Origin of the sequence: Dactylosporangium sp. NPDC049742 (genome assembly GCF_040674675.1) — a bacterium.
Lineage (GTDB): Bacteria > Actinomycetota > Actinomycetes > Mycobacteriales > Micromonosporaceae > Dactylosporangium > Dactylosporangium maewongense.
Map to the genome: position 1 here is coordinate 157,449 of NZ_JBFANF010000014.1, position 12,815 is coordinate 170,263.

At 71.9% G+C, this 12,815-nt stretch carries 10 protein-coding genes; 2 read left to right on the plus strand and 8 right to left on the minus strand.

Annotated elements, in window-relative coordinates; all coding sequences use genetic code 11:
- Nucleotides 1-157: 157 nt before the first annotated feature.
- The 8 genes from AB0J72_RS20055 to htpG are packed head-to-tail and all read right to left on the minus strand — an operon-like array spanning nucleotide 158 to nucleotide 11,236.
- Complete coding sequence (locus tag AB0J72_RS20055) at nucleotides 158-3,136, minus strand: DUF5682 family protein (protein ID WP_363400722.1); 2,979 nt, start codon at nucleotides 3,134-3,136, stop codon at nucleotides 158-160.
- Complete coding sequence (locus AB0J72_RS20060) at nucleotides 3,133-4,245, minus strand: AAA family ATPase (RefSeq protein ID WP_363400723.1); 1,113 nt, start codon at nucleotides 4,243-4,245, stop codon at nucleotides 3,133-3,135. The genes AB0J72_RS20055 and AB0J72_RS20060 overlap by 4 nt, the downstream gene beginning before the upstream one ends.
- Nucleotides 4,246-4,255: 10 nt before the next feature.
- Nucleotides 4,256-5,905, minus strand: a complete 1,650-nt coding sequence (locus AB0J72_RS20065; RefSeq protein WP_363400725.1) for a VWA domain-containing protein — start codon at nucleotides 5,903-5,905, stop codon at nucleotides 4,256-4,258.
- The gene (locus tag AB0J72_RS20070) at nucleotides 5,902-7,284 is read right to left on the minus strand and encodes a hypothetical protein (protein WP_363400727.1); all 1,383 of its coding nucleotides are present in this window, start codon (nucleotides 7,282-7,284) and stop codon (nucleotides 5,902-5,904) included. The genes AB0J72_RS20065 and AB0J72_RS20070 overlap by 4 nt, the downstream gene beginning before the upstream one ends.
- Nucleotides 7,285-7,327: 43 nt before the next feature.
- Complete coding sequence (locus AB0J72_RS20075; protein ID WP_363400729.1) at nucleotides 7,328-7,807, minus strand: hypothetical protein; 480 nt, start codon at nucleotides 7,805-7,807, stop codon at nucleotides 7,328-7,330.
- 45 nt (nucleotides 7,808-7,852) lie between these two features.
- On the minus strand, nucleotides 7,853-9,016 hold the full coding sequence (locus AB0J72_RS20080; RefSeq protein WP_363400731.1) for an aminoglycoside phosphotransferase family protein: 1,164 nt from the start codon (nucleotides 9,014-9,016) through the stop codon (nucleotides 7,853-7,855).
- 1 nt (nucleotide 9,017) lies between these two features.
- Nucleotides 9,018-9,392, minus strand: a complete 375-nt coding sequence (locus AB0J72_RS20085) for a nuclear transport factor 2 family protein (RefSeq protein WP_363400733.1) — start codon at nucleotides 9,390-9,392, stop codon at nucleotides 9,018-9,020.
- Nucleotides 9,389-11,236, minus strand: coding sequence for a molecular chaperone HtpG (htpG, locus tag AB0J72_RS20090; RefSeq protein ID WP_363400735.1), 1,848 nt, complete (start codon nucleotides 11,234-11,236; stop codon nucleotides 9,389-9,391). Before htpG ends, AB0J72_RS20085 begins: the two co-directional genes overlap by 4 nt.
- 66 nt (nucleotides 11,237-11,302) lie before the next feature.
- Between htpG and AB0J72_RS20095 the strand changes: the two genes are divergently transcribed.
- Both AB0J72_RS20095 and AB0J72_RS20100 read left to right on the plus strand, forming a co-directional pair.
- Nucleotides 11,303-11,632 (plus strand): YciI family protein, encoded by a 330-nt coding sequence (locus AB0J72_RS20095; protein ID WP_360566659.1) that lies wholly within the window; start codon nucleotides 11,303-11,305, stop codon nucleotides 11,630-11,632.
- Nucleotides 11,629-12,795 (plus strand): RNA polymerase sigma factor, encoded by a 1,167-nt coding sequence (locus AB0J72_RS20100; protein ID WP_363400738.1) that lies wholly within the window; start codon nucleotides 11,629-11,631, stop codon nucleotides 12,793-12,795. Before AB0J72_RS20095 ends, AB0J72_RS20100 begins: the two co-directional genes overlap by 4 nt.
- The last annotated feature ends 20 nt before the right edge of the window (nucleotides 12,796-12,815 follow it).

Here is a 12,815-nt window from a genome sequence, read left to right on the forward strand (position 1 = left end):
GCCACGACCTCAAGGTCGCGGCGCCCCGACCGGCCGGTCTGCCACCGGGGGCTGCCCCACCGCCGCGACCTCAAGGCCGCATCGCCCGACCGGCCGGCCCCGCCACCGGCCGCCGCTTCCTTGAGATCGCGTCGCCCCGACCGGTGCGGCCTCGCTGTCACCTCACCGCCAAGAGCGCCTCCAGGGCTTCCCCCGTCGCGGGGTGGTCGGCGAGCAGCGCCCGCACGGCGGACGGCCCCGGACCAGCCGAGCCTGCGGCGGATGCCTGGCCCGGACCGGCGGGCGCCGCGAGTAATTCGAGGTCTGACCAGCCGGGGCTCTCGCCGCCGGCACCCGGAATCCCGAGCAGGCCGGCGACCCCGTTCGCCGCGGACGGGTGCCCGGCGAGCAGCCGCATGACCGGCACGGCCGCGTCCCAGCGCTCCGACCCGGGCCCGAACCCGTCGCCGCCTCCGACCAGGTCACCGAGGCCGCCGAGGGCACCGCCGCCGTGGGCCGCGGCACCCGGGGCGGGCGCGGCGGCGGTCCACGGCGGGACCCAGGCGTCGACGGCGGGCAGGCTGCCGGGGAACGTCCGACCGGCCTCCCGGATCAGGACGGGCACGAGCTCGCCCGCCTGGTCGCGCAGCGTGGTGATGAGCGTCGGGAGCCACGGCAGCAGGACCGGGTCGGGCAGGTGGGCGAACGCGTCCGACATCACCTCGACCACGAACGCGGCCAGCTTCGGCACCGGCTCCAGCGCCTGGACGAACCCGCTCAGGTACTGCGGGAACGTCGGCACCACGAGCGGGTTGCCCAGCAGGTCGGCGCAGCGGGCCCGCAGGTCCGCCAGGGGCAGCAGGCCGAGCTGGTGCTGCGCGGCCCAGAGCAGCGCGACCTTTGCCGGCGACTCGGGGTGCGACTGCCGGACGGCGAGCTCCAGCTGGGCCCGGTCGCAGCCGAGCGACAGCGCCAGGCCCTCCATGGTGAAGAGGAAGCCGAGCATCGCGCCGACCTGCCGGACCCCGGTCTCGTCGTCGACGAACGCGGTCGGCAGGAGCGTGCAGTAGTGCGCGTAGCCGGTGGTGACGAACGACGCGCACCACGACGGCAGCTCCGGCTCGGTCGACCGGTAGTGCGCGAGCAGCCGGCGGATGCGGCGCAGGACGTCGGGGGCGTCGTCGACGGTGCGCTCGGCGGCGAGCAGCTCGACGGCCCGCGCGCCGAGCTCGTCGGTGAACCTGCGGCTGCCGAGGAACAGGATCGAGTCCTCGACGGCGCGCAGGGCGACGGCGGCGGTCGCGTCGGGCGCGTACACGGATCGGCGGAGCCTGCGCTCCACGACCTGTTCGACGGTGACGCCCTCATAGCCCAGCTCGATGATGTACCGCTGGTGCTTGCCGATCGAGAGGTCCCAGCTCTCCTGGACCGACCGCTCGCCGAGCCGTCGCGAGCCCATGATCGGCCGGACGGCGCCGTCGGGCAGCAGGTACCGCAGCATCCACAGCAAATGGGAGCAGGGAACCAGCTCGGGCTGCCCGTTGAGGTCGAGCAGCGCCCGCTGCACCGTGTTCTTGCGCAGGTCGAGGCCGATCGGGGCGAGCCGGTCGTAGACGTCGCGAGCCAGTGGCGGCAGGGCCTCGTAGCCGACCTGGCCGACGCGGTCGCCGCCGAGCAGGATCTCGCAGAGCCGCCGCACGTCGCGCCGGCCCGGGACCACGTCCTTCTCGATGCAGGTGACGGCCGCGTCCTGGAAGTCGTACGGCGTGGGCCGCGCCCGGTTGCGCATGCCGGCGAGCAGGATCGACGTCTCGAAGACGGCGATCGCGTCGGCGGTGCTGGCGAGGTACCCGTTGCGCCGGGCCAGCCGGACGATGTCGACGGACCAGCCGAGCAGCTCCTCCTCGTCGAACCCGTGCAGGTCGGGCGGGCTGGCCAGGAACTGGGTCAGCTGGTCGGCGACGGGAGCCGCCTCGACCGGCGCGGCGGCCGGCCGGGCGGGCTTCTTCTTGCTGCCGCGCTGCCCCTCGAGCTGGAACGTGGCGAGCTTCGACCGGCTGACCGCCTTGGCCCAGGTCGCCGCCGCGATCGACACCGAGCCGGAGGCGAGCCCGAACTGGCCTTCGATCGCCGAGTGGCTGGACGGGATCAGCCCGTACAGCCACTTCGTCGCGGTGCGTGGGCTGATCTCGAACGGCGCCGCGTCCGGTCCGGTGCCGAACTGCTCGACCCGGCTGGCGGCGTGGAAGGCGCCGCACACGTACAGGCAGTCGGCCCGGTCGACGCCGGAGGTGGCGAGGTGCTCGCGCATGCGGGTCCACATGTAGCGCTCGCGGTCCTCGTCGACCGTGACCCGGTCGGTGTCGCTGGGCGCCAGCCGCCGGAAGAGGCTGCCGATCAGCACCATGACCTGCCGGTACGTGGCGTAGTCGGCGTCGACGAGCGGCTGCTCGACGTACTGGTCCCACCACTCCGACCAGTGCCGCACCTTGCCGTGGTGCAGCAGGTGCGTCTCCAGCTCGGCGAAGCGCGGCCGCAGGTCGCCGATCTCGATGCCGACCGCGTCGCCGTGCAGCGCGCCGGCGTCCTCGGCGTCCGACGCGTCGGCCTCGGACGGCGCGACACCCGACCCGGCGCCGGACGGCTCGGCGTCGGCCGGGGCTTCCTCGCCGGACGCGCCGGAGGTGCGCGGCTGCCACTGGAAGACGTGGTCGGTGGAGCGGTCGACCAGCACCAGCTCGACGCCGGGGGTCTCCAGCGCGTACGCGATCGCCTGGTACTCGGCGGAGGCTTCAGTGATCGGCGCGATGACGCTGAGCGGCCCCCAGTCCTTCGGGAACGTGTCCAGCTCCGACGCGAACGCCTGCAACGCCACCGGCAGCCGGCAGTTGCGCAGCTCCGTCAGCAGCGGGGCCAGGTCCTCGCACAGCTCCAGGTAGATCACCTTGGGCTGCTTCTCGCGCAGCCTGCGGACCATGGCGAGGGCGGACGCCGGCGAGTGGTGGCAGACCGGGAAGATCTCCAGCTCTTCGCGCAGCGCCCGGTCGACGTCGTCCACGATCCCGGAGAGGATCCCGGGCACGGCGCCGGGCGAGCCGGCGAACGCGGTCGCCGCCTCGACGAGCTGCTGCCGCAGGGCCCCGAACGGCTCGCTCATGACAAGGTGGCGATCGCCTCGCGGCCGCCTTCGAGGAAGGCCGGCCATTCCCCGCCGTCCTGCTTGCTGCGCGGCTCGACGACGCCGTGCCAGTACTTGTTGAGGATCGCGAGGTCCTCGGGGCTGCGGCGGGCGAGCGACCCGACGAGCGAACCGGCGAGGGTCTGCGCCCGCAGGGTCCGGTCGCCGAAGAACGTGCTGTGCAGGATCGCGTCCTCCAGCACGCCGATCTGCTCGGCGGTCGACAGCGCCGACTCGAGCTTCTCGTCGTCACTGGTCGCCGATGCCGCCGCGGTACGGAGGTCGGCGAAGCTCTGCAGCAGGATGTCGAGCAGGTTGGGCGGCACGTCGAGCTCGATCTGGTGCCGGCGCAGCAGCTCCGTGGTGCGGAACCGGACGATCTCCGCCTCGCTGCGCTTGTTGGTCACGACGGGGATGCGCACGAAGTTGAACCGACGCTTGAGGGCCGAGGACAGGTCGTTGACCCCGCGGTCCCGGCTGTTCGCGGTCGCGATGATCGAGAAGCCGGGCTGCGCGAACACGATGTTGTCGTCGTCGAGCTCGGGGATCGACACGTACTTCTCGGACAGGATCGAGATCAGCGCATCCTGCACGTCGCTGGTGGAGCGGGTCAGCTCCTCGAACCGGCCGATGACGCCCCGCTCCATCGCCGTCATGATCGGCGACGGGATCATCGAGGCGCGGGACTGGCCCTTGGCGATGACCATCGAGACGTTCCACGAGTACTTGATGTGGTCCTCGGTCGTGCCGGCGGTGCCCTGCACGACGAGCGTCGAGTTGCGGGAGATGGCCGCCGCGAGGAGCTCGGCGAGCCAGCTCTTGCCGGTGCCGGGGTCGCCGATGAGCAGCAGGCCCCGGTCGGACGCGAGCGTCACGATGCTGCGCTCGACGAAGCTGCGGTCGCCGAACCACTTCTGCGAGACCTCACGGTCGAGGCCGTCCGCGCGCTCCGAACCGAGCACGAACAGGCGGACCATCTTGGGGCTCAGCCGCCACGAGAACGGCTTCGGCCCGTCGTCGATCGACTCGAGCCAGTCGAGCTCATCGGCATACTTGACCTCGGCGGGGGCGCGGAGCATGTCGGTCATGTCGGGTCTCCTATGCGAGGAAGTTCTTGAGTTCGGTGATGAGCTTGCGGATGTGGCCGGAGATCACGGGCGTGCCCATGTCCTTGAAGCGCTGCCGGAACCACGGGTTGACGCTCTGCTGGCCGCCGCTGCTGACGGAGCCGATCGGGATGAACCTGACGCCGGAGCGGTGCACCGCCTGGATGCCTTCCAGCAGCGGCTGCGACCGGTCGAACTCGTAGAAGTCCGAGATCCAGACCATCACCGTGTTGCTCGGGTCGGCGATCTTCGGACGGGCCATCGCCATCGCGACCGGCCCGTCGTTGCCGCCGCCGAGCCGCGTGCGCAGCAGCACCTCGAACGGGTCGTGCACCCACGGCGTCAGGTCCAGCGCCCGCGTGTCGTAGGCGATCAGGTGCACGTCGACCTTCGGCAGCCCCGCGAAGATCGACGCGAGGATGGTGCAGTTGACCATCGAGTCGACCATCGAACCGGACTGGTCGACCACGACGATGAGCCTCGCCGGCGTGGTGCGCTTCGCGGTCTGCCGGTAGAAGAGGCGGTCGACGTAGAGCCGCTCGTCGTCGGGGCTCCAGTTGGTCAGGTTCTTCCAGATGGTGCGCTCGAGGTCGAGGTTGCGATAGACCCGCTTCGGCGGCACCGACCGGTCGATCACGCCGGCGCTGCTCTGCTGCACCTGGGTCCGCAGCACCTCGGCGACCTCGTCCACGAACCGGCGGATCAGCGCCTTCGCGTTGGCGAGGGCGACGCCGGACAGGTTGCTCTTGTCGCGCAGCAGCTGCTCGATGAGCGACATGCTCGGCGTCAGCTGCTTGGCGAGCGCCGGGTTGGCCAGGACCTCCCGCAGGTGCATCCGCTTGACCAGGTCGCCTTCGAGCCCGCCGAGCACCCCGGCGAGCCCGCCGGCGTTGGGCTTGCCGCGCAGCTCCCCGGGGTTCATGCCGAGCGCCCGCTCGAACCACCCCGCGTCGGCCTGCCAGTTGGCCAGCTGCCCGGCGCTCACGCTGCCGCTGCCGGTCGCGAACACGTTGATCAGCAGCTTGGACACCAGCGCCGCCCGCCGCACCTCGTCCCCCGCCGCGCCCGCTGCCGCCTCCACAGAGCTGCCCGGCGCCGTGCCTGACGGGGTGGTCGGCGCGCCCGCCGAGACGGTCGACGCGCCAGCTGGGGTGGTCGACGCGACGGCCGAGGCTCCCGGCGCCCCCGGGGCAGTATCGGCCGAAGCGCCGGGCGTCTCGCTGGCCGAACCGCCTGGGGTCGCGGCCGTCGGGGTGCCTGGCGACGCCTCTGGCCCGGTGCCCTCCGATTCGCTCTCCCCGGCACCCGCCGAGGGTTCTGCCCTCTTGGCCGTCGGGGTGCCCGATGGCGCTCCTGGTGCGGCGCCCGCCGGAGTGTCTGAGGGCGAGGCCGGCGAGGCACCCGGGCCGGTGGCCAGGGTGGGGTCGGCCGGGGTCATCAGGCCGTCGAAGGCGCCGGCCAGCTCGGGGTGGCGCTGGACCAGGTTGTCGACGGAGACGGCCGGGTCGAGCAGCGCCGGGGGCAGGCCGATGTCCTCGACGATGGCGACGCTCGCCGCCTCCAGCGCCTGTTGCTCGTCGGTCTGGAAGACCCGGGACAGCATCCGCCAGTAGAGGACCTGGCGACGGTTCTCGTCGCTCATCGGCGCAGCAACCTTCCGGCCCGCTCGCGGAGGACCGCGACCGCGTCGCCGGCCGCGGCGGCCGCCTTGACGACCTTCGGGTCGGTGGGGCCGAGCGCCCAGTCGGTGGTGTGGGTCGCCACGGGCTGGCGCTTGACCATGGTGAGGACCGCGACCGGCTGCAGCGACCAGCCGCCGTCCCACCGCAGCAGGCCGATGCAGGCCTGCGAGGCGGCGACGAGCTGCGGGGTCAGCGGGCCGCACGACGGCAGCCGCGTCGTGTCGACGGCGATCGTCTGGTCTCCGAGCGTGAACGTGCCACCGTCGGCCGCATAGCCCTCGACGAGGACGGGCTCGCCGATGCGGGCCGGGTGGCGCTCCAGCGGCGGCACCGCCGGTGCGACCGCGCCGGGCAGCAGCACCCGGGCGGTGGCGAACGGGTCCGCGGGCGGCCCGGCCTTGGCCTGCGCGTCGCTCCAGACCAGGTCGCCGCTGTCGAGCAGCGGCAGGTCGGTGACGTCGAGGGTCAGCCGCTCCGCGAGGGCGCCGAGCAGCACGGGATGCGCCGCGAACAGCCGCCACACGGCCGGCCCGACGATCGTGTCGACCTTCGGCGCGGCGACGCTGGTGCGCACGAGGCGCGGGGCGGCACCGGGGGTCTCGAGGATGCCGTGCACCTGAATCTGCACGGCGGTCGCGTGCTCGTGGACGTCGGCGCCGAGCAGCAGGAGCCGGCCGCTGACCGGCTCGGACGCGGTGGCCCGGCCGCCGTCCTGGGCCAGGAGCATCGCGCGGCTCCACAGGTCGCCCCACCGCCGCAGCGGCAGCCGGTCCATGGTGGCGATCGGGCTGCACGCGCGCAGCTCCGCGGCGAGCCCGTCGAGCAGCGTCGCGAGGCGACGCAGCCGCGGCTCGGCGAGGGTCGCCGCGATGATCTGGCCGGCGGTGGTGACCAGGTCGTGGTCGACGCCGCGCCAGCCGGTGATGGCGAGCTCCCGCAGCCAGGAGCGGCTGCCCGCGAGCAGGTTGCCGACTGCTCTGATGCCGTCCGGGTCGTCGCCGGTGCGGGCGGGCCACTCCAGCCGGGTGCGGCCGAGCGCCGCGTCGGCCTGGGCGAGCAGCGCGTCGTGGACGGCGCCGAACAGCGCCGACCTGGCACCGGCCAGGGCGAGCAGGTGCTCGTCGGAGATCGACCCGGCGGCGATCTTGTCGGCGGCCTCGGCGACCCGGTCGCGCAGCGGGCTGCCGGCGAACGCGTCGGCGAGGCCCGTGAACACGGACGGAGCGACCCTGGCGAGCCCGTCGGCGAGGGCCTGGTCGACGGAGCCGGCCAGGTCGAGGGCCTCGGGCACGCCCGGGGCGGGGTCGGCGAGCAACGCGCCGAGCTGGGTCTCGAGCATCAGCGGACCACCCGACAGGGCGCGAGACAAATCGAACAGCGCATCATCGGGCCGCCCCGACCGACGGGAACCAGTGCAGCTCGGGCACGGGCTGCGTGGTGTCGGGCAGCTCCAGATAGGCCAGGTGGCGCAGGAAGCTGCTGAACACGGTCGCCGCGGGGGACGGCTCGTGGTGCGCGCGCAGCGCGCCGGCGAGGCTCGCGCCCGGCTCGGCGTCGATGCGCAGATAGCGGGCGACCCGGTCGGCGCCATACTGCAGCACCGCCTCGTCGAGCAGCGCCTGCAGGTGCTTGCACGGATAGGACCCGCGCAGCCCGCCGCAGGGGCGGTTGTTGTTGGTGCTGCAGCTCAGGCCGTGGCTGCCGGCCCCGATCGAGGAGACATAGACCCGCTCCACGTCGGAGCCGCTCGACACGACCCCCTGCAACCGCCCGTCGGCAAGCTCGACGAACGGCACCTTGGCCAGCTTGCGGGGCTTCACCGGCGGGATGATGGGCGCTACCGAGCGCCGCTCAACGTCCACAGGCCATCGACCTCCAGCGTCGGACGATCCTTGACGCCGGTAGTTCTACAGCATCGGTACGACAAAATTTCCGACGGCGGCCTTCAAGCAGCTCGGGACGTCCTCGGCATGGTACGGCCATTCATCTTGTTCAATATTGGCGAGGAAGTTGGCGTAGACGGCGGCGCCGAGCAGCGGGGCCACGGGGCGCAGCAGCGTCACCGCCCGTGACGGGTCGCAGCCGGGCACGGCGGCGCGCCACAACGAGGACCACCGCGCCAGCAGCGCCTCGGACGACTCGAGACCGCCGCACAGCCGGAGGATGTCGAACCCGGGATGCCCGAGGTAGGCGTCGCCCCAGTCCAGCACCGCCGGCGGTACATGAGCCGCAGAACGAACGTTGCCGGGGTGGAAGTCACCGTGGACGAGCGTCTCCGGCACCCCGCACGCGGCCACGGCCGCCAGCCGCGTGGGCAGCGCGTCGAGGACCGCCTCGAGCCCGTCGATCCGGTCGAGCCAGGGGGTGGCGGCCGCGGTGATCTGCTCCAGGAGGAGGTCGCCCCGGCGGTCGAGGATGCCGGGCAGCACCGGCCGGTCCCGCAGGAACCGCAGCTGGAGTTCGTGCAGCAGGTCGACCATCGGCAGCCGGTCGGCCTCGGGCGCGCCGAAGCGGTCCTCGCCGTCCAGGTGCGACAGGAGCTGGCGGCCCTCGCCGTCGGCGGCGAGCAGGGTCGGCGCGGCACCGGGCGCCACCGCGTTGAGCCAGCTCAGCACGGCGGTCTCGGCGCGCAGGAAGGCGGGCAGCTCCTTGAGCCACACCGTGCCGCCGCCGGTCTCCAGCCGCCACAGCGACGACAGGTTCCAGGTCTTCACCTGCACCATGTCCGAAATTTCGGAAATATGTGACGAAGCCCATTCGAGTGACCGGGCAGGCCCGCCCACCGCCGCATACGGAGCACGCAACGGATGCGACGACAACATGCCGGAGAACGGCAGCACGCCCGCGGGCGCGGAAGGCACGGAAGCGAGATACGTGACCGACCCGCCCGGCTGCTCCGGCAGCGACGTGGACAGCAGCCGCAGCACGGTGACCGTCACCCCGAACCGTGCACGGGCGGCGGAGACCACCGACGCGATCTCCGACCACCACGGTATCTCGACCTCGAACGGCGGCAACGCGCCGAGCACGTCGCCGCCGGACGAGACGAGCACAAGGGAGACGGTCCTCATGTCACAGCATGCTGGCGTGCGCGGCGACCAGCCGCCATCCGGTTTCCTCGGCGAAGGCCCAGGTCCGCGTGTACCGCATCCGCGCCGCGAACGAGGTGCCCTTGAACGTGCCGGCGAGCTGACCCAGGAAGCAGGTGACCCCGGTCCGGTCGTGGACGAGGACGATCAGGTCCTCCTCCTCGACCTTCGTGACCTTCTGCTCGCCGGAGCGGTGCAGGTGGAGGTCGTCGCCCTTGCCGTACAGCAGCCCGTCGGAGCCGGTGAAGACCAGGCGCTCGTCGAGCACCTCGTCCAGCACCGCGACGTCGCCGGCCAGCTGCGCGGCCTGCAGGCGGCGCTCGGCGGCCCGCAGGCCGTCCTCCGACGGGGCCGTCACAGCGAGCGCGCCAGGCGGTCCGCGACCAGGCGGGTGAAGCGCGCGGGATCCGCGAGCTCCCCGCCCTCGGCGAGCAGCGCCACCCCGTACAGCAGCTCCGCGGTCTCCACGAGCCCCTCGTCGTCAGGCGCGGCCGAGAACGCCGAGCGCAGCCCCGTGACCAGCGGATGCGTCGGGTTCAGCTCCAGGATCCGCTTGGTGCGCGGCAGTTCCTGCCCCATCGCGCGGTACATCTTCTCCAGCGTCGGCGTGATGTCGTGCTCGTCGCCGACGATGCAGGCCGCCGACGTGGTGAGCCGCGAGGACAGCCGCACGTCCTTCACGTCGTCCTGGAGCTTCTCGCCGAGCCACTGGAGCAGCGGCGCGAACTCCTCCTGCTGCTCGGCCGGCGTCTCCGTGGCGCCGAGGTCGACCTGCCCCTTGGCGATCGACTGCAGCTGTTTGCCGTCGAACTCGGTGATCCGCTCGACCCACACCTCGTCGACGGGGTCGGTGAGGATCAGCACCTCGTAGCCCTTGGCGAGGAACGCCTCCATGTGCGGCGAGTGCTCGACCATGGCCCGCGACTCGCCGGTCATGTAGTAGATGTCCTTCTGGTCCTCCTTCATCCGCGACACGTAGTCGCGCAGCGAGGTCAGCTCGCCGGACGCGGTCGACGGCAGGAGAAGCAGGTCGAGCAGGGCGTCGCGGTTGTCGGCGTCGTCGATCAGGCCTTCCTTGAGTGCCCGGCCGAACTCGCTCCAGAACCCGAGGTACTTCTCCTTGGACTCGCGCATCTCGGTCAGCGTCGAGAGCACCTTCTTCACCAGGCGCCGCCGCACGACCTGGATCTGCCGGTCCTGCTGCAGGATCTCGCGGGAGATGTTGAGCGACAGGTCGTGGGCGTCGACGACCCCCTTCACGAAGCGCAGGTACTGCGGGGTCAGCGCCTCGCAGTCGTCCATGATGAAGACGCGCTTCACGTAGAGCTGCACGCCGCGCTTGCCCTCGCGCATGAACAGGTCGAACGGCGCCCGCGACGGGATGAAGAGCAGGGCCTCGTACTCGAACGTGCCCTCCGCCTTCATGTGGATCGTCTCGAGCGGATCGGTCCAGTCGTGCGAGACGTGCTTGTAGAACTCGTGGTACTCCTCGTCGCTGACCTCGCTGCGCGGCCGCGCCCAGAGGGCCTTCATCGAGTTGAGCGGCGTCTCGGCGTCGCCGAGGCGGATGGGCCAGGCGATGAAGTCCGAGTAGTGCTTGACGATCTCGCGGATCTTCCGGTCCGCGGCGTAGTCGTGCAGCTGGTCGTCGGGGTCCTCGGGCTTGAGGTGCAGCGTCACCGAGGTGCCCTGCGGCGCGTCGTCGACGGGCTCGATCTCGTACGTGCCCTCGCCGGCGGACTCCCAGCGGGTGCCGCCCTTCTCGCCGGCCCGCCGGGTCACCAGGGTGACCTTGTCGGCGACCATGAACGTCGAGTAGAACCCGACGCCGAACTGCCCGATCAGCTCCTGCTTCGCGGCGGCGTCCTTCGACTCGCGCATCTTGCGCAGCATCTCGGCCGTGCCCGACTTCGCGATCGTGCCGATCAGCTGGACGACGTCGTCGCGGGACATCCCGATCCCGTTGTCCCGGACCGTCAGCGTCCGGTCCTCGGCCGAGACCTCGAGGGAGATGTGCAGGTCGGAGGTGTCGGCCTCCAGATCCTTGTCGATCAGCGACTCGAGGCGGAGCTTGTCCAAGGCATCGGACGCGTTGGAGATCAGTTCCCGCAGGAAGATGTCCTTGTTCGAGTAGATCGAGTGGACCATCAATTGCAGGAGCTGCCGCGTCTCGGCCTGAAACTCCAGCGTTTCGCTGCTCACCTGAAATCCCCTTCCGTAAAGATGCCGCAGAAAAGAATACGTGGACGCTGGGGTAGAAAGGTGACCATGCGGCAGTACCTGCTCAGCGTGATCGAGCCAAGCGAGGGTGAGCCTCCGTCGCCGGCGGAGATGGCGGCGATCGACGCGGACGTGACCGCGTTCGACCGGGAGGTGCGCGAGGCCGGCGTGTGGGTGTTCTCCGGCGGCCTCCTGCCGCCGTCGACGGCGACCGTGCTGCGGCCGGGCTTCGTCAGCGACGGCCCGTTCGCCGAGGGCAAGGAGCATCTCGGCGGGTTCTGCGTCATCGCCGTCGAGGACCGCGCGGCCGCGCTGGCGTGGGCGGACAGGCTGATGCGCGCCTCGCGGCTGCCGATCGAGGTCCGGCCCTTCCGTTGACCTCGGTGGAGCGGGTCTTCCGGGAGCAGTACGGGCGAGCCGTCGCCGTCCTGGTCGGGCTCCTCGGCGACATCGACCTCGCCGAGGAGGCGGTGCAGGAGGCGTTCGCCGCGGCCGTCACCCACTGGGCCGCGGAAGGCCCGCCGCCGAGCCCCGCCGGCTGGATCATCACCACCGCCCGCAACCGGGCGATCGACCGGCTGCGCCGGGAGGCCAAGCGCTCCGGGAAGCACCAGGAGGCGGCGCTGCTGCACGGGCCTCCGGAGGAGGGTCCCGACCTGCTCCGGCTGATCTTCACCTGCTGCCATCCGGCGCTGTCGATGGGGGCGCAGGTGCCACTGGCGCTCCGGCTGCTCGGCGGGCTGTCCACCGTGGAGATCGCGCAGGCGCTGATCGTGCCCGAGACGACCGTCGCACAACGCATCGTGCGGGCGAAACAGAAGATCCGCGACGCCGGCATCCCCTACCGGGTGCCGTCGGACGAGGAGCTCCCCGCGCGGCTGCCGCCCGTCCTCGCCGTCATCTATCTGATCTTCAACGAGGGGTACACCGCCGGCTCCGGCGAACGGCTCGTCCGCGACGACCTGTGCGCGGAGGCGATCCGGCTCGGCCGCCTGCTGCACCGGCTGCTGCCCGACGAGCCCGAGGTCACCGGGCTGCTCGCGTTGATGCTGCTCATCGAGGCGCGGCGACCCGCGCGCACCGGGCCGGACGGGGCGCTCGTCCTGCTGCGCGACCAGGACCGTGGCCAGTGGGACGCCGGCCTCATCGCGGAAGGCCACAGGCTCGTCAGACGGTGTCTGGAGCTCGACCGGCCCGGCGTCTACCAGCTGCAGGCCGCGATCAACGCCGTCCACACCGACGGGCCCGGCACCGACTGGCTTCAGGTGTTGCGCCTGTACGACCAGCTGCTGCACCTGTCACCCACACCGGTCGTGGCGCTCAACCGTGCGGTCGCCGTCGCCGAGGTGACCGGCCCGGCGGCGGCGCTGGCCCTGGTCGAGGCCCTCGATCTGCCCGACTACCACGTGTTTCACGCCGTGCGGGGTGATCTGCTGGGCCGGCTCGGCCGCGTCGCCGAGGCGCGGGAGGCGTTCGGCCGGGCCGCCGCATTGGCCGGCAACGATGTGCAGCGGGCATACCTTATGACGCGTCGCACTTGAAGAACCGTGACAACCGGTGG